16 protein-coding genes are annotated in these 17,869 nt (G+C 47.1%); 11 read left to right on the forward strand and 5 right to left on the reverse strand.

Annotated elements, in window-relative coordinates:
- The first annotated feature begins 240 nt into the window (after positions 1–240).
- The gene (locus tag WBG78_RS20415; RefSeq protein WP_337328333.1) at positions 241–2,637 is read left to right on the forward strand and encodes an ABC transporter permease; all 2,397 of its coding nucleotides are present in this window, start codon (positions 241–243) and stop codon (positions 2,635–2,637) included.
- A 3-nt stretch (positions 2,638–2,640) separates the two neighbouring features.
- On the opposite strand, the gene WBG78_RS20420 is transcribed toward WBG78_RS20415, so the two are convergent.
- The gene (locus tag WBG78_RS20420; RefSeq protein WP_337328334.1) at positions 2,641–3,768 is read right to left on the reverse strand and encodes an acyl-CoA dehydrogenase; all 1,128 of its coding nucleotides are present in this window, start codon (positions 3,766–3,768) and stop codon (positions 2,641–2,643) included.
- A gap of 153 nt (positions 3,769–3,921) precedes the next feature.
- On the opposite strand from WBG78_RS20420, the gene WBG78_RS20425 reads away from it, so the two are divergent.
- From WBG78_RS20425 to WBG78_RS20455, 7 genes are all read left to right on the forward strand, one after another.
- The gene (locus WBG78_RS20425) at positions 3,922–4,311 is read left to right on the forward strand and encodes a VOC family protein (RefSeq protein ID WP_337328335.1); all 390 of its coding nucleotides are present in this window, start codon (positions 3,922–3,924) and stop codon (positions 4,309–4,311) included.
- Positions 4,312–4,329: 18 nt separating this feature from the next.
- Positions 4,330–4,953 (forward strand): hypothetical protein, encoded by a 624-nt coding sequence (locus WBG78_RS20430; protein ID WP_337328336.1) that lies wholly within the window; start codon positions 4,330–4,332, stop codon positions 4,951–4,953.
- 3 nt (positions 4,954–4,956) lie between these two features.
- Complete coding sequence (locus WBG78_RS20435; protein WP_337328337.1) at positions 4,957–5,496, forward strand: Crp/Fnr family transcriptional regulator; 540 nt, start codon at positions 4,957–4,959, stop codon at positions 5,494–5,496.
- A gap of 79 nt (positions 5,497–5,575) precedes the next feature.
- Positions 5,576–6,052, forward strand: coding sequence for a DUF4405 domain-containing protein (locus tag WBG78_RS20440; protein WP_337328338.1), 477 nt, complete (start codon positions 5,576–5,578; stop codon positions 6,050–6,052).
- Positions 6,053–6,175: 123 nt separating this feature from the next.
- On the forward strand, positions 6,176–7,183 hold the full coding sequence (locus WBG78_RS20445; RefSeq protein ID WP_337328339.1) for an NAD(P)-dependent alcohol dehydrogenase: 1,008 nt from the start codon (positions 6,176–6,178) through the stop codon (positions 7,181–7,183).
- Positions 7,184–7,822, forward strand: coding sequence for a class I SAM-dependent methyltransferase (locus WBG78_RS20450; protein WP_337328340.1), 639 nt, complete (start codon positions 7,184–7,186; stop codon positions 7,820–7,822).
- A 292-nt stretch (positions 7,823–8,114) separates the two neighbouring features.
- Positions 8,115–10,469 (forward strand): arylsulfatase, encoded by a 2,355-nt coding sequence (locus WBG78_RS20455; protein WP_337328341.1) that lies wholly within the window; start codon positions 8,115–8,117, stop codon positions 10,467–10,469.
- Positions 10,470–10,521: 52 nt separating this feature from the next.
- Here the strand turns inward: WBG78_RS20455 and WBG78_RS20460 are convergent, their stop codons facing one another.
- Positions 10,522–11,208, reverse strand: coding sequence for a hypothetical protein (locus WBG78_RS20460; RefSeq protein WP_337328342.1), 687 nt, complete (start codon positions 11,206–11,208; stop codon positions 10,522–10,524).
- A 384-nt stretch (positions 11,209–11,592) separates the two neighbouring features.
- Here WBG78_RS20460 and WBG78_RS20465 point away from each other — a divergent pair, with 384 nt between their 5' ends.
- The 3 genes from WBG78_RS20465 (at position 11,593) to WBG78_RS20475 (ending at position 13,663) form a co-directional block, all read left to right on the forward strand.
- On the forward strand, positions 11,593–12,054 hold the full coding sequence (locus tag WBG78_RS20465) for a VOC family protein (RefSeq protein ID WP_337328343.1): 462 nt from the start codon (positions 11,593–11,595) through the stop codon (positions 12,052–12,054).
- Positions 12,055–12,162: 108 nt separating this feature from the next.
- Positions 12,163–13,083, forward strand: coding sequence for a helix-turn-helix domain-containing protein (locus tag WBG78_RS20470; protein ID WP_337328344.1), 921 nt, complete (start codon positions 12,163–12,165; stop codon positions 13,081–13,083).
- 4 nt (positions 13,084–13,087) lie between these two features.
- Entirely contained in the window at positions 13,088–13,663 is a 576-nt protein-coding gene (locus tag WBG78_RS20475) for a DNA-3-methyladenine glycosylase I (RefSeq protein ID WP_337328345.1), read from the forward strand.
- A 328-nt stretch (positions 13,664–13,991) separates the two neighbouring features.
- On the opposite strand, the gene WBG78_RS20480 is transcribed toward WBG78_RS20475, so the two are convergent.
- Genes WBG78_RS20480 through WBG78_RS20490 form a run of 3 tightly spaced genes read right to left on the reverse strand, consistent with a single transcriptional unit; the run spans position 13,992 to position 17,617 of the window.
- The gene (locus WBG78_RS20480; RefSeq protein ID WP_337328346.1) at positions 13,992–16,358 is read right to left on the reverse strand and encodes an arylsulfatase; all 2,367 of its coding nucleotides are present in this window, start codon (positions 16,356–16,358) and stop codon (positions 13,992–13,994) included.
- Positions 16,359–16,362: 4 nt separating this feature from the next.
- Positions 16,363–17,310 (reverse strand): BamA/TamA family outer membrane protein, encoded by a 948-nt coding sequence (locus WBG78_RS20485; protein WP_337328347.1) that lies wholly within the window; start codon positions 17,308–17,310, stop codon positions 16,363–16,365.
- Positions 17,300–17,617, reverse strand: a complete 318-nt coding sequence (locus WBG78_RS20490) for a hypothetical protein (RefSeq protein ID WP_337328348.1) — start codon at positions 17,615–17,617, stop codon at positions 17,300–17,302. Before WBG78_RS20490 ends, WBG78_RS20485 begins: the two co-directional genes overlap by 11 nt.
- Positions 17,618–17,869 lie beyond the last annotated feature (252 nt).

A 17,869-nucleotide genomic window follows, 5' to 3' on the forward strand; every position in this document is an offset into this window, starting at 1 on the left:
AACCGTCGGCCTTTGGGTAAGTTCTGAACGCACCCGAAAACGCCGGATGCCCTTTTCTATTTCAGGTTAACGGAATGTTAAAGGCATCAGCAGGTAGTTCAGTTCTCAACTCTGAATTGTAACTTTCCTTAGAGTTCTCAACGAACCGAAAACCTCTATGAAATAGCAAGAGTGTTTATGACGGCCCCCACGGGCCGTCCACCAATTATCAATTGTAAATTATCAATTGCAAATTATTCTATGCTCCTGAACTACCTGACCCTCATGTTCCGCAACCTGCGAAAGCACAAACTTTTCGCCAGTATCAACATCATTGGACTGACAGCGGGCATTACGTTCGCCCTCCTGATTGGCGGCTTCACATGGTCGGAGATGCAAGTGAATCAAACACTGAAGTCGGTCGATCGCCTTTACCTGCTGGAACTCGCACAGGATAACGATGGTCCCGATTTCTTCATGCCTATACCACTCATGCCCAAAGCAATCGATCAATACCCTCAGCTGATCGAAGGTTACTATCGATTCTGGGATCGAAACATCACAATATCCCGCGACGACAAACATTTCCGCATTCAAAGCATGGTTGGTGATTCTACGCTCATCAGCACATTTGGCCTGGAGGTGATTTCCGGCAATGACAAAAATCCACTGAGCCAGCCAAACTCCATCGTCATAACTCAGCAGGTGGCCACCCAGTTCTTTGGCAACGACAACGCTATTGGCGAAACGCTTCTCATCGCCAGCGAAGGACAGGGACTGAAAAACTACCAGGTCACAGCAGTGATAGCCGATCAGCAGAAGAAAAACACCGTTACAGACCTCATGAACATGAATGCGCAGGTGTTCCTTTCAAGAGCGAACGGTTCTGACTTTTCCCTGGCCGCCGACGATACCAACTGGCAAGTTTCCATCATCACCTATGTTAAGCTTCGTGAAGGTGCGACGGCCGATGACGTGAATGAAAAACTGAATGCGATTCTGAAAGAAAGTGCTCCCGTAGTTTACGAGTCGGGTAAGATTGCTTTAAAACCTCTCTCTGATTATTATCTCATCACGAACCATGGCTCGGTACAAAAGCTGTTAAGTTCTCTGTCGTGGGCAGTCGTCCTGATCCTCATACTCGCGATTGCCAACTTCACCAACATAACTGTGGGCGGATCACTGGGACGCATCAAGGAAGTAGGAGTCCGGAAGGCCATCGGCGGAATCCGGAAGCAGGTTATTGCGCAGTTCATGACTGAGTCTCTCACCTATTCATTCTTATCCACGGTGCTCGGGCTATTTCTTTATGAACTGCTGCATAAGGAATTCGGTGTGATGATGGAAACCAACGTGCCCTCTGTGCGCGACTTCACCTCGGCATACTGGCTGATCATCATCGGACTTTCAATCACCGTTGGTACTGTCGCCGGAATATTCCCGGCGTTCCATCTCGCAACTACCAACGTAGTAGACTCGCTAAAGGGAAAATTCAAAACCGTTTCGGGTACCGTGAGTCTTTCCCGAATTCTCATTGGTTTACAGTTCGTCATCTCGCTGTTCATCCTTGCGTGCGCAGTAGTGATGACGTTGCAATTCAATTATTTCTTGTCAAAGGATCTTGGATATGACCGATCTCAGGTGCTGCTCATCTCATCCGTGCCCCGAATGTGGAACGAAGAAGGATTGAACAAGGTACTGGTTGGAAAGGAAGTTCTGAAACATAATTCTTTGGTAGAGTCGGCCTCACTGTCATTGGGATCGCCCTCTATCCAGTTTAACATGGGTTCAGACAACACCTATGCCTCAGGCCACGCGAAAGAAGACGGCGTAAATGCCTACATTTCCTTTACAGATGAAGACTACGCAGGTGTATACGGACTAACATTAATCGAGGGCTCGTACTTCAATAAATCAGGAGGTTCTCACGTTCCCTCATCAGCAGTTATCAACGAGTCGACACAACGCGCGTTATCGGTTAAGGTTGGCGACAAAATAAAACTCAGCCAGGCCGGTGATCAGGAGTTTACAGTTGTCGGAATTGTGAAGGACTTCAACTTCGAATCTTTGCACGAGCCCGTGAAGCCCGTGGTGCTGCTTCACGTTCGCGACGCCCAGGTGTTCCGTTACTTTTCATTGAAACTTCGGCCAGGCAATCTGACAACAGCTGTTCAGGAGATAGAGAAGACCTGGAGAGAGGCATTCCCCGACGATGCATTCCTGGCCATCTTCGCCGACGAACGGGTAGAGCAACAATACAAGACAGAGCTAAAACTCCGCAGGGGTGCAGCGCTCGCTTCAGCGTTGATGATCGTCATCGTGATGACCGGTGTATTCGGATTGGTGGCATTGACCGTTGCACGCCGAACGAAGGAGATCGGCATCCGTAAAGTACTTGGGGGAAGTGCAACTCACATACTCACGCTCATTGCAAAAGACTACGTTGTTGTGCTTCTGCTTTCCTGTGCAGTGGCGATGCCGTTGAGCATCTGGTTCATCACCCGATGGCTGGACGCATTCTCATACCATATAACTTTGCAGGCCTGGATGTTTGCAGCACCTGTAGTGGGTGTCCTGTTGTTGACTCTGCTGATTGTGCTGATGAGAACTGCCCGCGCCGCGATGACGAATCCGGTGCGCGCGATACGATATGAATGATCTTTACGCCCTGGGCGTCGGCGACGTAGCCAGCGATAGTGAAGGCATCTCTGCAACAAGCCGCTTCCTGAACAGCGCGTGGCTAAGCGCCGTATCTATATTTCGCCACACACGATTAAGTTCTCCCTCACGTGAACCGGAATCCAAACTACACAGGGCATAAAGGACATCGATCGATACGCGACAGGCACGCACCAGTTCGTAGCTATATTGACTCACCTGCCGAAGCGCGACCTCCTCGACCTTGCCGGAATCAATTAACTGCTTCCAGGTTTGATCAACCGAAGCGCTGAAAAACACGCGTAGTTTATTCACCGTTGATTGATGCGCCGAACTCAGCTCGTTGCAGGTACGGCTGTTCTTCGGATACGATGTATTATCAGCTATCAGTTCGAGAAATCTTACGGTCATTCCACTGATGTTCGCGGCCAGTGTTGCCTCGGCAAGCTGAAGGAACGGATACTGGTAAACGGGGTCGCTTAGCTTTGCCGTAGCTGGTGATATTTCGAAGCATCGCTCCACCGGTACCGTAATATCGGAAATCGAAAATGAATGACTTGCCGTGGCGATCATCCCGGTCGCACCCCACGTCCTCTTCACCTCAACTTCATCTGGTTTGAATATAAACGGCAGCACTATTTCGCGGCCGTCAGCGCCCAACTTTGGATGCCCATTCTCGTGAACTTTACAATTCGCAGTGAATGCCGTAGCGTGTAGCGCTCCCGATGCAAACGGCCACGAGCCGCTGATCCTGTATCCGCCTGCTACAACCTCCGCGGTACCCGTCGCGCTTCCGCTTCCGGCAATGCAAACGCGATCACCGGTAAAGAATTCTTTTACTATCGCTGTCTCTACGAATCCAATGAACCATCCCGCGCCACCGCATAAAGTGGCTACCCAGGCCGTGCTTCCATCAGCCCATGCCAGTGCTTCTTCCAAACGGACAACTTCCGGAAGCGTCAGGCCAATTCCGCCGAATGACTTTGGAATAAACATCCGGAACCAGCGATGTTCATGCAGGAGTTCCAGTTGCCGCGGATGCAAATCCCCTCTCATCTCTGCTGCATGGGCAAAGGCCGTCAGTCGCCCGGCGACGTCGTTATCAAGGACTTTGTTAATCCAATCAGGCATAGTCAGAGTTTGTTAATGCTCAATCAGGATGTGCGGGCACAATCAAAAATTACACACACATAAGATCACGACGTAAAGTTGCATCAATCCATTCAATATAGCAGAACTTCGGACGTACAGATTTTGTATCTTTTGTCGACATCTAATGACCATATGGAATTCCCTGCCGCCGTCCCCGAAATACCCGTAAGTGATATCACAAGAGCCATCACATATTACAAGAATGTCCTCGGCTTTAACGTCGACTGGGGTGGCAGTGAGGGTGGCATTGCCGGCATCTCCAAAGGAAATTGCAGAATATTTCTCACCGATGGCCCCTTTCGTCAGCAATATAAAAATGGAAACCCGGTGCTCGTCTGGCTAAATCTTGACAGCAAAGAAGAAGTCAATGAATTGTACAGTAGCTGGAAGGCAAAGCAGGCCAATATCATTTCAGCTCCGGAGTCAAAGCAGTGGGGGCTTTATGAGTTTACAATCGCTGATCCGGACCGAAATCTCTTTAGAGTCTTCTATGATTTTGGAACAGCAGAAAAGACAAAGTGATCTTAACAACACATTGGCATGAGTGTACTATTTGGATTTCGGGCCTTCGAAAATAAAAACAGTGAACACGTAGATGAACTGATCGATTACGGCAAAGAAATCACTAACGATGCATTAAGCATCCCTTCGGGCCTTTGGGAGCGCGCTGTTAACCTGGGGGAACCCGATGACTTTGATGAGTTTCTTAATCAAATAAAAGATGTGGGTGTCACAAAAGAGGACCTTGACTTTCTAATACATGTGAATGACGAGTGTTATACAGGGACACCTCGCCCCTATTTCTTTCCGGCATCAACTGTCGCTAAAGCATTTGCGAACTACGCAACCATATTCAAGTCGCCACTGTATACGCGTATATTAATCAGAGACAAGAAAACCGGTGAACCGTTTCGTAACCCTCTCAGCATAAATGGGGCCTTTGCCGGATACTGTGACTACGTCTTACAAAAGAACAGGAAGGAACCCATCAGGACGATAGCCATTGTAAAAGAAGCTGACGATCAGCAGGTCGAAGAGCCTGTGGAGTTTGAACTTACCTATGAAACATTATACGAAACACTTGAAGATGACTTCAAGTCCTTTCAATCCTTTTTCGAAAAGTGTGCTGCTAACGGCTATTTAATACAGGCATTCTGGTGTTAACAAATGAGTCGAACCAGGAATAGATCAACCGACTGGACAAAACTCCGTCATCTCTTTAAACGACGGGACATTCCGGCAAGAACCATTCTCCTTGAAGAAGGGAAAATGGCAAAGAATCTCTTCATCATCGAAAAGGGCTGCCTGAGAACATGGGTCAGCAACAACGGAAGAGACATCACCACACAGTTCTTCTTCGAAGGCGACGGTGTGTCTTCAATTGAAAGCTTCATGACAAAGACACCAAGTCCGTTGACCATCGAAAGCATTGAACCATGCGTCATTCAAAGCGTTTCTCAAAAGGAGTTTCTATCGCTTGTTGAACGCTCCCCCGAAATGCAACAGGAGCTTCATGGTCATATCTTCAGACGATTGATTCAATGTCAGCAATCACTTCTCTCGCATCTCAAAGACAATCCTCAAAAGCGATACGAAGATCTGCTCAAACAACATCCCGAGATCATTCAGCGTGTTCCACAACACTACATTGCTTCCTACTTGGGAATTACAGCCGTTTCTTTAAGCAGAATAAGGAGCAGACGGTAGTTTCATTTCTTAACAATTGTTATCGTTAACCATCCTGATGAGGTTCACCTTTGTATTGTTAAACCTAAAGATTTACAATATGAAACTCAACAGGAAGTATATCACCCCGCTCATCGCACTGATCTTTGTTGTGGTTGCCACCACGGGAATCTTAATGTTCTTTCATTTCTTTGATGGCTACACAGAAGTAGTGCATGAGCTTCTTGGAATTTCATTTGTGGCTTGCGCAGGTTTCCATGTTATGGTGAACTGGCCAGCTTTGAAGACGCACTTTGGAAAGAATGTGTTCTTTCCCGCGCTGATAATTGTCCTCGGGCTTTCGATCTCGATCGTTACACTGGAACGAGTTAATGTTCCGATCGATATCGTGATCATGGAAAAGCTAATTAAGGCCCCGATTAAGGACTCTTTCAATGTTCTGGGCGTCGACTATTCTGAAGCCACATCAACATTACAAAAGAAAGGGATTCGTATCGGCAATGCCAGAACACTGGAAGACATCTGGGTAAATAATCATGTATCTCCGGAAGATGTAATAGATGCAATCATGAAGTAGGCCCCTCGTTATGAAGTTGCCTCCTGTCTGAAAGTCGCAATCATCCCTGACATTGGCGCAGTTACACCTGTCATTATAAAACGGTTGAGTGTAATTTGGTATCGATAACAGCCATCTGCATTCATGAAGATCAAAGCTTATTCTGTTAAAGGGCCCGGTGAAAGTCCGCAGCCATTCACATATGAAAAACGTCCCGGCAGGAACGACGTACTGGTCAAAATATCGCACTGCGCTATTGCAACGGGAGATGTTCAAATGATGAACAATGCCTGGGGTGATTCCAAATATCCGCTGGTTCCGGGTCATGAGATAATAGGACATGTAGAACGAGCTGGCGCAAATGTATCGGGGCTAAAAGCCGGAGATCGTATTGGCATCGGATATCAGCTCAAGGCGTGCTTTGAATGTGAATACTGCAAAAGAGGAAACGAACAGTTTTGTCCTCAGCAGAAAGTCGTCGGAGTAGATGAATATGGTGGTCTCGCGGACCATATGATCGTCGATCATCGTTTTGCATTTAAGCTTCCGGCCAGGCTCGACTCCGCACTGTCAGCGCCGTTGCTTTCTTCCGGCCTCACAGTTTATTCAGCAATTGTCCGCGCTGATCTTCCAGCGAATTCATCCACCGCTGTGTTGGGCATCGGCGGACTCGGGCATCTTGCCGTACAATTTCTTCACAAGATGGGACATGAGGTATCGGCGTTTTCTCACAATGCCGGCAAGCGGGAGATGATTGAAAGCCTCGGGGGCAAATTCTTGGATAGCTCCAACCAGACCCTCTTTTCCTCTATGAACAAGAAGTTCGACTTAATACTATCAACCATTAACGCAAATCTCGATTTAAATCGATACCTCCCCTTGCTCAAGCCTCAGGGAAAGTTTTGTTTTGTTGCACAGCCACCGGCGGGCGTTTCATTGAATGCCGGCTTGTTATATGACTACGCACAACGCACCGTCTACGGTAACTATACCGGGAGCAGAAAGGATATGGTCAGCATGCTTTCCTTTTCGGCTAAGCATGCCGTTGGTGCCATCGTGGAAGTATTGTCTTTCTCGGAAATGGAAACAGCTTTCGAAAGATTGAAGTCTGGGAAGATACCGATGAGACTCGTGCTGAAAAATGATGACTAGATGAAAGATCAGGAGCACATTATCAGGACATACAACGCCACGGCAGAAAGTTATGCCGCCACGAGGATTGATGAACTTTCGGCGAAACCTCTGGATCGCATTCTCTTGCGTGAATTTGCTTCTATTAATCTTGGCAAAGGGAAATGCGCTGACTTTGGATGTGGTCCCGGGCACGCTACCAAATTCCTGCACGACAATGGCATGACTGACATTGTGGGCATCGACATCTCTCCGGAAATGGTTAATACAGCGAAAAAGTATTTCCCAGACATAGCATTCGAAACAGGAAACCTTTTGGAACTATCCCACCAGGATGAATGCTTCTCGTCGGCGATTGCATTTTATGCGATTGTCAACTTCGATCACGATCAGCTAACGACAGCTCTCAAAGAAGTTCGTCGTGTCTTGAAAAGCGGGGCTGAACTATTATTATCCTTTCATGTCGGAGAAGGCGTAGTTCATTTCGATAAAGCCCGCGACATCGACGTAGATGTCGACATGTACTTCTGGAAGTTGGATACCATGGTTGAGTTGCTTGCCAATAGTGGGTTTGAGGTGATCACCGCTTTAGAGCGACTGCCATATGTACCTGTCGAGTACAACAGCAAACGCGGATATATTTCAGCACGCCGCAGGTAAAGGTCTTCGCCCTTCGCAACGCTATGTTACGAGTGGTTAGTGTACACTTACTAGTACTTCGTGTTTAGGGTTACTAACGCCGTTAATCAATCACAGTTGGAGCGGACGATGTGATATGACTTCACCGGTAATCACTGTTAAACATTGTGACGTTACTGAAATTATTGCCACCTTGTAAATCGATCTTAATCATAGTTGATCCAGCTTAATCATGTGACTGTGGAGACTATGATTGCGCTTTTGTATTAACACCTGAGCATCGCGAACATTAACAAGCTATCAACGCTTCATTATGAAAAAACAACTCTCTCACTTGTTATTATTTATTGTATTCGCACAGCTTCAAACCACATGGCTCGCTGCGCAGCAAAAGGGAACACCCGAAGTCTTACCCCGCGCCGATTTTCACTTTCCCGGGAATGTTGGAAGGACCTATCTTGAATCTGATCCGGCACAATTTCCTCAAATGGTGCAGGCTCCCAAGGGAGCACCCAATATCGTACTCATCCTGATTGATGATGCCGGCTTCGGTCAGTTCAGCACCTACGGAGGCGGGATCCCCTCTCCGACACTTGACAAGCTCGCAGCAAATGGACTTCGCTTCAATCGCTTTCACACCACCGCGCTGTGTTCACCCACACGCGCAGCATTAATCACCGGACGAAACCATCACTCAGCTGCGTTTGCCGGTATTACTGAGATAGCAACTGGCTACGAAGGATACACCTGTATTTTACCCCGAAGCTGTGGGACCGTAGGCGAAGTGCTCCGTCAAAATGGGTACTCCACTGCCTGGATTGGAAAGAACCATAACACGCCACCCTGGGAGACAAGCAAAGTCGGTCCTTTTGACCGGTGGGCTAATGGACTGGGATTCGATTATTTCTATGGTTTCAATGCGGGAGACATGAACCACTGGAACCCGATCTTATTTGAGAATCGCGACCTTGTTCCTGCATCGAAAGATCCAAACTATCACCTCACTACTGACATTGCCGACCATGCTATCGCCTGGGTGAGACAAGCAAAAAGTATTGCCCCGGATAAACCATACTTCCTGTACGTAGCACCCGGTGCGACGCACGCTCCTCATCACGCGCCTGTTTCATGGATCAACAAGTTCAAAGGAAAATTTGATCAGGGATGGGATAAATACCGCGAAGAAACATTAGAGCGCCAGAAGAAACTGGGAGTTGTTCCTGCTGATACAAAATTGACAGTACGATCCAAAGGTTTGCCCGCATGGGATGATTTAAATGCTGACCAGAAAAGATTGTATGCTCATATGATGGAAGTCTTTGCCGCTTATGGAGCACATTGCGACTACGAGATGGGCCGCATCATCGATGCCGTTAAACAACTTCCCGATGCCGACAACACGATGATCATTTACATCGTTGGTGACAATGGGTCGAGCGCTGAAGGTGGGCTCGAAGGATCATTGAGCGAGAACATGTTCTTCAATGGCTATCCCGAAAAATGGCAGGACAACATAAAAGCGATCAACGAGCTGGGTGGTCCCAAACATTTTAATCACTTTCCTAGTGCGTGGGCGCATGCCATGAATACTCCGTTTCAATGGACAAAACAGGTGGCGAGTCACTTCGGGGGTACCCGCAACCCGATGTTCATAGAGTGGCCGGCAAAAATAAAAGACAAGGGTGGATTGAGAAGTCAGTTTATGCATGTCATCGACATCGTACCGACGCTTTACGAAGTGTGCGGAATAACACCACCTGTTTCACTCAATGGTGTACAACAGAAGCCTATCGAAGGAACAAGCTTTGCGTATACATTTTCGAAAGACAGCACCAATGCAAAAGGCCGTCACGAAGTACAGTACTTTGAGCTTGGTGTCAACCGCGGCATATATGACCACGGCTGGATGGCCTCTGCGCCATCTTTCGAACCCTGGAATCCTGTTCGTCCAAGCTTTGATCCCGATAAACAAAAATGGGAGTTATATAAGATTGATGATGACTTCTCCCAGGCGGTAGACCTGGCTGCGCAAAATCCAGAGAAACTTCGTCAGTTGGAGGATCTTTGGTGGGTCGAAGCTGCCAAATACAACGTGCTACCGCTGGATTGGAGAGGCACTGAGCGATTTAACTCAGAGGCTATGGGACGGCCGAGCCTTACACGCGGCCGAAAAACATTGACGTATTATCCCGGCACGATTGGGCTTCCCGATCAGGCTTCTCCTCCTATGCTCAATAAGTCATGGACGATCACGGCCCACATCGAGGTCCCCGACGGCAAAGCAAGTGGAATGATCGTTACGCAGGGAGGACTGGAAGGTGGATACGGCCTTTACCTCCGCGATAGCAAGGTGAATTTCGTATATAACTTCCTTGGTGTCCAGCGTCCTTCGTTCGCTTCAACTACAGCGCTTGCAAAAGGTAAACATGTTCTCGTTGTTGATTTTGTTTACGATGGCAACGGAATGGGTAAGGGCGGTACCGTATCTATCACGGACAACGGAAAGAAAATTGGCGGTGGCAGACTAGAAAAGACTATCCCCGCCCAGATGAGTCTGGGCGAAGGCCTCGATATCGGAATGGATATTGGTTCACCTGTTGACTTCACTTACAAACTGCCTTTCGCATATCCAGGCAAAATTGAAAATGTCGTGGTCGAACTGAAATAATAAACTCCAGCTGATAGATGTCCGGAATTATCAAGACAGACCCGATTCCTACCTAGTTCCTGATATTAATCTGTCCGCATGGAATCAGAGCGGTGTTGGGACCAATGCTGACTTTGTAAAAGAGATCCTTTCCTTCTAACACCAGTGCTGTCCGGGTAACACCCCCATTTGGCGGGTGAAGTCCGGGCCGGCGCCCTTCTGATCCTACATTAGGAATCTGTTCACGGATTGCCAGCACGTAGAAAGGACACTCTCCTCCAGGTTCAATAATCCTTTCGAATCCGGTTGGCTTATTAAGATCATGATCTAAGAAAGTTCTCAGATCATCGATACCATAGCCATACAATGAAGTTTTATCAAGGCTCATAGTATCCGCTGGAAGGAACAGTTTTATAAAGACATCAGGTGAAGATAAATTGCCAACGGTATCAGCAGAAAAATTAATCTTAAATTCCAAAGGGCGGGAAGTTTCATTGATTACACGGCTCCAAAACACGGCAACTCCATACTTCTTTCCATTTGAATCCTCGTAGGCATCGCCTTTCGGATAGCTGTTTTGAATGGTAATTCCTCCGGCCGAAGTTTCCGTGTGCACGTTAGGCGGTCGGTATTCGCCAATCTTCCAGTTCATGTTGTAGGCGTCCGGTTTGTCAGCTTTTGCCAGTCCTGTTTTATTTTGACCATCGCAGCTTGTGCTTAAACCCAACATCGTCAGCGCTATCACACTTGCGCATTTCATCCTGGTACCTCTTTGTTTGATGAATACACTTTCTTACTTGATGAACAGCATTTCAATTCTGAAAATCACCAGCCAAACTACAGTTCGACGGCGCGTTTTTTTTTAAAGACTCGTAAAAGCATGTTAATGAAATGTAAAAAGAATTTACCTGCCTGATTAGCACCCGGGACTATCTTAGCGTCGAATACAACAGCAAACGCGGTTATACTTGTGCCATACGAAAGTGAGTGCCAATAGGATAACCAAGGAATTTGCCTGCAGAAGTCGAGACCAAAGAGCATCTCGACGATAGGATCACTGTCGTTTTGGCTACAACCTAACTCAATATAGACACACCCAACGCTGATTGCCTGCTCAACTTTGTGTTATCAAAACATCAAGTATATGAGCACAATCATCAACATTCCTCCAAGGAACACTTCGAGCACATTCAACAGCATCAAAGGGGCGCACGTAGCATTACGCGTTCCCAATTTTGATGCAAGCAAAAAATGGTATGTAGAAAAGCTCGATTTCAGGGTGGTACACGAGTGGCCCTTTGGAGATCTGAAACTTGCCTACCTGGCACCGCCCAATGACGACAATTTCTGGATCGAGCTCCTGGCAGGAGACAACCCTACCCCTAGACCAAAATTTACCGATCTGAATGAAAGCCTGCATCCCGAGGGCTATCATCACTTCTGCCTGAACGTAGGCAGCGTAGTTGAAACACTCACGGAACTAAAAAAACGAAACGTAACGGTTGTAGGAGAGCCGTTCGATTTACCAGCAATCGGCAAAAGGCTTGCCTTCTTTGCCGACCTGGATGGAAATCTTATAGAACTGGCAGAGACACTGAAAGACTAGTCAGTTCATGACCGATCCTGACAATTGGGAGACGTTCTAGAAAACAGGCTTCTGAAGATTAATGCACGGTCATTTTGATAAATTTGTAACATCGGAAAGTCACTTTAGATGAAAATCACTAACCGCACCACACCGCTGAAATTTGATTCCATCTCCGAGCTGCACAAGGCATTGGGCTTACCCAGACCTTTGCATCCGCTGGTGAGCCTGATAAACTATGCCGATATAAAACTTCCTGATGATGAAATACCAAAGTTGTTGTTGCTGAACTTTTACAAAATATCCTACAAGTTCAACTTTACGGGGAAGATCCGCTATGGTCAGGGATATTATGACTTCAGTGAGGGCGGATTGTGTTTCTACTCGCCCCATCAGATCATCTCCAGCGCTGAAGACGGAATCGATTACTCGGGCTATACGCTGCTCTTTCATCCCGACTTTATTCGCCAGGCAGGGCTTGCATCGAAAATAAAAAATTATGGTTTCTTCTTGTATTCTGCAAACGAAGGACTGTTCATATCAGACAAGGAACGACAAACGCTCACATCGGTATTTGAAAATATCCGGGATGAATTAAATACACCGATTGATGAGTTCAGCCATGATGTCGTAGTATCACATATCGAGGTATTACTCAATTACAGCAGCCGTTATTACAAACGACAATTCATCACCCGAAAAACTGTGAACCATGATCTGTTGATCAGGATGGAGAACCTGCTGAATAGCTATTTCGACAAACAGGAAAGCCTTAACAACGGCCTGCCTACTGTGGAGTACCTTGCTGGCGAACTCAGCGTCTCTCCCCGCTACCTAAGTGATATGCTTCGTTCACTCACAGGGCAGAATGCTCAACAGCATATCCATGAGAAACTTATTGAGAAGGCAAAAGAGTATCTGGCGGCCACACCGTTGTCGGTTTCTGAAATTGCCTATCAGCTGGGCTTCGAACATTCACAGTCATTCAACAAGCTCTTTAAAAAGAAAACAAAGCTCACCCCTGTCGAGTACAAACAATCCCTGAATTAGTCCTATGAGTTATTGTTCCGCTATTGAAAGCATGTCTGGTGAACGTCAGGCCCTTCATAAAAATTACCATGATAATCACTACGGTTTCCCAATTCACGACGACAATGAGCTGTTCGGTCGCTTGATTATGGAGATCAACCAGGCCGGTCTAAGCTGGGAAACCATCCTGAAGAAAGAAGCCTCATTCAGGAAAGCCTACAGCAACTTCAACATTAAGAAAGTTGCTGCGTACACAGAATCAGACCGTGAAAGGCTTCTTGGAAACCCGGGCATAATTCGAAACCGCCTGAAGATAAATGCGGCCATCGAAAATGCAGGAACAATTCTCCGTCTGCAGAAGGAGTATGGTTCATTCGAAAAATGGCTGGAGCATCATCATCCGAAAACCAAAGACGAGTGGGTCAGGTTGTTTAAGAAGACGCTTCGATTTACCGGAGGAGAAATCGTCAATGAGTTTTTAATGAGCATTGGCTACCTGCGCGGCGCTCACTCCGAAAGCTGCGCCGTGCATAAGACGATTCTCAAACAGAAACCCATGTGGAGGAAGCAGAGTGAGGGCAAGAGTAGAAATGGCGGTTAGTTGTGTAGGTCGGTCTTGAAGCTCTTGTTCCAGCCTGAGGGACCTGAAACAGTAACAACAATATCAGCCGCGGGCTGCCCTTTGTAGAACGCTTTCACGATGCCCGACATGCTGCGTGATTCTTTGAACAACTTGCGATTAGCACCGTGAGGATATTTTTTTCACGGCAGGCTTCTATCGCAATGCCATTCGAGTAGAGCACAATGCATCTGAATATCAGTCAGGTTCACTTCTCTAAAACTAAACATGTTGAAGGAGTAAGCAAACGCCTGCCCCAGATACAGATAATAGCAAAAACATCAATCGCTCATCCTCAACTCGCTATAAACTATTTCCCAATAGATCCCAATTCTATATTCAATTCTTCGATTGATCCCTGGAACTTAAACGGCGTTCGATAGCTATGCGTCACCGGAGATCCATCATCTTCACCAACACCGAACGTATCAAGGCCAAACCTGCCCGCGACCGTTTTACTAACTTTACCCTCTCCCACCTTTTCGTTGTTGATATACAAAGTAAATGTGCCGCCCTTACCTACTCCTCCACCATCGTATTTGAAATCTAATTTTACTGAGGCCTGCTTGTCGGGTAAAGGTTTTCTTGATTTAATAGTCGTAACCTCTGTTTCAAAGTAATTGTACACAAATGTTGGGATGCCGTTCCTGACATACAATACATAACCGGCACTAATTCCACCCATCGCATTGATCACCCCATCTTTGTGCTTTTTGTCAGTGGTCACAATTGCTTCCATACTCCACGAACGATTTTTTGTATTGGGTGCAGCTGTCTCAGGGATGCGTGTAGCCCCCTCGTAAAATGAAAACTTCGTTCTGTCACCCAGCGGCGACGGCTTGGGAACAACGAGGCGAGCCGCACCACGGTCGTCGAGAGGAAACACATCGTACTTCTTTGCTTCTTCCTCCCACAGAGCCTGCAACTCTTTCAGCTTTTCAGGATTTTGTGCGGCGACATCGGTCGCCTCACAAAAATCTTTATCTATGTTGTACAGCTCCCATTTTTCATTTTCAAAACCCGGTGCCACGTCCTGACGCCAGGGCAGAGTGTGCTGATGGGCAGCAACCCAACCATTGTTGTATATCGCACGATTGGCAAATACTTCAAAGTATTGAGTGGTTCGTATTTCGGGGGCCTTTGGATCCGTGAACGTGGCACGGAATGATTTGCCTTGCAACGGAATCTGCTTTACACCATCAACGTACTCTGGCATCTTGATCTGCATCACATCAAGAATGGTAGGCACCACATCAATAAGATGCAGGAATTGTGATCGCATAACACCATCATGTTTAATGACCTTTGGCCACGATACCACCATCGGATTTCTCGACCCCCCAAAATGAGACGCCACTTGTTTTACCCAGGGGAACGGCGTGTTGGCGGCAAATGCCCAACCGATCGGAAAATGTGGTTCGCTCTTCGGACCACCGATCTCACTGGCACGCGCCAAATTCTCCTTCATTGTACTTGGAATTCCACTCAACGATTTAATTTCATTCACGGTACCATCAAGCCCACCCTCTGAACTTGCCCCATTGTCGCCAACTATATACAGCACTAATGTATTATCAGCGTCAGGAAGTTCCTTTATAGCGTCCAGCAGACGGCCGACTTCATGATCAGCAAATGCCAGGTACCCGGCAAAGTTCTCGTACAGCAACGCATAAAACTTTTTAGACTCCACGCTGCACGTATCCCAAAGCGGAACGTTTGGATTGCGGGCTGGTAATACCGCTTCCGCTGGAATAATCCCCATCTTCTTCTGCCGCTCAAAAACAATCTCACGCTCCTTATCCCAGCCGTGATCAAACTTACCTTTAAACTTATCCCTCCATTCCTTTGGGGGTTGATGCGGGGCATGCGCAGCTCCTGGAGCAAAATACATAAACACAGGTTTATCAGGTGCAATAGATTTTTGCAATTCCAAATAGCTGATTGCCCTGTCTGTCATATCGGTCATGAAGTGATAACCTTCCTCTGGCGTTTTCGCAGGTTCAACAGGTCTCGTGTTCTCGAACAATATGGGATAATATTGATTGGTCTCACCAGCATTGAAACCATAGAAATAATTGAAACCCATCCCGGTTGGCCAACGATCAAAGGGTCCGACCGGCGATGTCTCCCAGTCGGGTGTATTATGATTCTTTCCAAACCACGACGTATTCACACCATTGTCTTTTAATACTGCGCCTATGGTGGCGGTGCTCTTCTTCATCATCGTATTGTAGCTGGGAAATCCCGTCGCCCACTCCGCAAGGAAACCGTTTCCCGAGACATGATGATTTCGTCCGGTAAGCAATGCCGCTCGTGATGGACCACATATTGCAGTGGTGTGAAAACGGTTATATGAAATTCCCTGTTGGGCGAGACCATCGAGACGAGGCGTTGGTACAGAACCTCCGAACGTTCCGGTCATACCGAACCCTACATCATCCAGCAAAATGACAATCACATTTGGGGCGCCTGCAGGGGGTGAAGGCAACCGGGGCCATTCCATTTCCGATTCCTTATAGGATCGTTCGATCTTTCCTCCAAATGGTGCATCATCGTACGGTAGTTTATCAACTGCTGTAGCCTGAACACTCTCACTTTTCCTTTCAGGTTTATTGCAACTGAACAGGCCAAAGATCATGCAGGTAACAATGAAGAGAATTCTGATTGATTGAATCATTAGGCTAAAAGTTTTCGTTTAATCTAAGGAAGAAACCGGTAGTCTGATAGTTGCCCCAACCGTAGTCAATGCCAATGTTGGTGCGCGCCTTTTGACTGATGTTCACCCTTAATCCCAGACCGTAGCCTGGCTCTATATACTCAAAAAGATCAATGCCGTTCCCTTTGCCACTCGCGGTCGTGGCATTTGCAAACACCACTGCCCCAAAAAAGCTGGGATTCTTTTTAGTCGCCAGGAGATGCTTGCGAAACTCGACACCGCCAAAAATCAGGTTCTGCCCTCTGAATCTTCCTTGTGCGTAAGGCTCTCCCGACTTCGAATATTGATCCCAGCCAATGGCCGGAACGTTCATGTAAGGCAGATCTCCACTTACAGTCAGGTTCGCATAGGTCCACAGTGCGAGAATGTTCCTGTGATCAGGCGTAAAGTTGAAATAATCACGATACTCCAGCCATAGTTGTGTAGAACTCTTCTCGCTCCCCAAGAACTCTGGATTGATTTTAAAATTGGCCATGGCGTAGCGGCCAGTGTATGGGTTGTTGACATTATCTCGGGTGTCGAGAACTCCATTCAACGATAGGCCTACCAGCGTGCTTTTGTTCTGATCAAAACCATATTTTTCATTATAAGCATAGAAGGGTGTAATCACCGGAGGATCAGCGTCCAGATCTAGCAACTGGTCGTTAAAGTTGTTGAACAGGTCAATATGCAAACCCACTCCCGCGTAAAATCCCTTATTCCCAACCTTTCTCAAATAGGTTTCATAAAACCTAAAAAACTGAAACTCCAGCATATCCGCTTCAGAGTTGCCATCAATGCTACCATCGTCAAAACCAAAATTATTGTCAGCCAGCCGTGCTGATTGTGGCCCTGTGCCTAGCCCCCACGTGGGCTGACTGGAATTTAAATACCGCCAGTCACCCAACAGTATGTAGTCGTTGTCAGCACCCATAGACTGTAGATTTGGCGGTGATGATCGTTTGACTTTTAGTCGTAAAGGCCACACCGAGCAATCCGTTGGAAATTTTCGTGGTCGCCGGTTCACCCATAAACCAACTGACAGACGCCCCCGCGCCGTAGATGAAGCCAAAAGCTGGGTTGGCTCCGATCACAGGAACAGGCGAAAAGTAGATCGTCCCTTTTTCCGGTGCCTCTTTTTTTGACTTTTTACGCTCCTTCTTATTCCGTGCTGTGTCCTGCGCCTGGACGACCGCCATACCTGCCAGATATAGCAAGAGAATACTTGTCAACCTCAACATGGCTGCGGAAAATTTTAACAGATCTAAGATGCCGAACTTACCAAATCCTTTACGACCAAAGTATGGCTTTAATGATTATGTTGTGAAGATAGTACAGTAGGCCTCACGATGCACAATATCATTGGATGTTATAGAAAAATTGGTGATCAAATAGGCTTTGGTTTTACTCTGCTAAAGGTGCAGTAAGACGTCATTAAAAACATACTTCACGGTGAAACACCGTTAAGAAGTGCGTGGTACGCGGGACTTAAG

This window comes from Chryseolinea sp. T2, assembly GCF_037203685.1.
GTDB lineage: Bacteria > Bacteroidota > Bacteroidia > Cytophagales > Cyclobacteriaceae > Chryseolinea.

What these genes read in the sequence shown, in the direction of transcription:
- WBG78_RS20415 (WP_337328333.1), top strand. Translation starts at nt 241, where the DNA reads ATGCTCCTGAACTACCTGACCCTCATGTTCCGCAACCTGCGAAAGCAC.
- WBG78_RS20420 (WP_337328334.1), bottom strand. Translation starts at nt 3,768, where the DNA reads ATGCCTGATTGGATTAACAAAGTCCTTGATAACGACGTCGCCGGGCGA.
- WBG78_RS20425 (WP_337328335.1), top strand. Translation starts at nt 3,922, where the DNA reads ATGGAATTCCCTGCCGCCGTCCCCGAAATACCCGTAAGTGATATCACA.
- WBG78_RS20430 (WP_337328336.1), top strand. Translation starts at nt 4,330, where the DNA reads ATGAGTGTACTATTTGGATTTCGGGCCTTCGAAAATAAAAACAGTGAA.
- WBG78_RS20435 (WP_337328337.1), top strand. Translation starts at nt 4,957, where the DNA reads ATGAGTCGAACCAGGAATAGATCAACCGACTGGACAAAACTCCGTCAT.
- WBG78_RS20440 (WP_337328338.1), top strand. Translation starts at nt 5,576, where the DNA reads ATGAAACTCAACAGGAAGTATATCACCCCGCTCATCGCACTGATCTTT.
- WBG78_RS20445 (WP_337328339.1), top strand. Translation starts at nt 6,176, where the DNA reads ATGAAGATCAAAGCTTATTCTGTTAAAGGGCCCGGTGAAAGTCCGCAG.
- WBG78_RS20450 (WP_337328340.1), top strand. Translation starts at nt 7,184, where the DNA reads ATGAAAGATCAGGAGCACATTATCAGGACATACAACGCCACGGCAGAA.
- WBG78_RS20455 (WP_337328341.1), top strand. Translation starts at nt 8,115, where the DNA reads ATGAAAAAACAACTCTCTCACTTGTTATTATTTATTGTATTCGCACAG.
- WBG78_RS20460 (WP_337328342.1), bottom strand. Translation starts at nt 11,208, where the DNA reads ATGAAATGCGCAAGTGTGATAGCGCTGACGATGTTGGGTTTAAGCACA.
- WBG78_RS20465 (WP_337328343.1), top strand. Translation starts at nt 11,593, where the DNA reads ATGAGCACAATCATCAACATTCCTCCAAGGAACACTTCGAGCACATTC.
- WBG78_RS20470 (WP_337328344.1), top strand. Translation starts at nt 12,163, where the DNA reads ATGAAAATCACTAACCGCACCACACCGCTGAAATTTGATTCCATCTCC.
- WBG78_RS20475 (WP_337328345.1), top strand. Translation starts at nt 13,088, where the DNA reads ATGAGTTATTGTTCCGCTATTGAAAGCATGTCTGGTGAACGTCAGGCC.
- WBG78_RS20480 (WP_337328346.1), bottom strand. Translation starts at nt 16,358, where the DNA reads ATGATTCAATCAATCAGAATTCTCTTCATTGTTACCTGCATGATCTTT.
- WBG78_RS20485 (WP_337328347.1), bottom strand. Translation starts at nt 17,310, where the DNA reads ATGGGTGCTGACAACGACTACATACTGTTGGGTGACTGGCGGTATTTA.
- WBG78_RS20490 (WP_337328348.1), bottom strand. Translation starts at nt 17,617, where the DNA reads ATGTTGAGGTTGACAAGTATTCTCTTGCTATATCTGGCAGGTATGGCG.